The sequence below is a fragment of the Streptomyces sp. SID13726 genome (assembly GCF_010548375.1).
Taxonomy (GTDB): Bacteria; Actinomycetota; Actinomycetes; order Streptomycetales; family Streptomycetaceae; genus Streptomyces.
Map to the genome: position 1 here is coordinate 1 of NZ_JAAGLY010000194.1, position 571 is coordinate 571.

Sequence of the window (571 nt, forward strand, 5' to 3'; positions counted from 1 at the left end):
ACGAGGCGGTGGCCGCCGCCGACAAGCGGGCCGCGGACATGTCCGCGTACTTCTACGTCGACACCCTCGACTACCTGCGCCGCGGCGGCCGCATCGGGGCGGCCCAGGCCCTCCTGGGCTCCGCCCTCGCCGTCAAGCCGCTGCTCACCCTGCAGGGCGGGCGGATCGAGATGCTGGAGAAGGTGCGCACGGCGTCCAAGGCCATCGCCCGCCTGGAGGAGCTGGCCGTGGAGCGCGCCGGGGCGGGCAGCGTAGACGTGGCCGTGCACCACCTCGCGGCGCCCGAGCGGGCCGAAAAGCTGGCGCAACGGCTGCGCGAACGCATCCCCGGCCTGGTCGAACTGCACGTCAGCGAGGTCGGCGCGGTGATCGGCGCGCACACCGGGCCGGGGCTGCTGGCGGCGGTCGTCTCGCCCCGCTGATCACCGGAACGGGTGACGGAGTTATCCACAACGTCCGGGATTTCCACCGGAATTGATAACTCCGAACCGGGGTCGGGATTGGCCCCTACCGTCGTGCCATGACTCTTCGCACACGTACCTCGCCCTCTTCCGGAGCCACCAGCGGCCCC

The 571-nt window shown here is 71.8% G+C and carries 1 protein-coding gene; it reads left to right on the top strand.

Translation table 11 applies throughout. The annotated features are described in order from the left end of the window. A partial coding sequence (locus tag G3I78_RS47120; RefSeq protein ID WP_164436762.1) for a DegV family protein occupies positions 1-422 on the top strand: 422 nt, incomplete at its 5' end. Between the last annotated feature and the right edge of the window lie 149 nt (positions 423-571).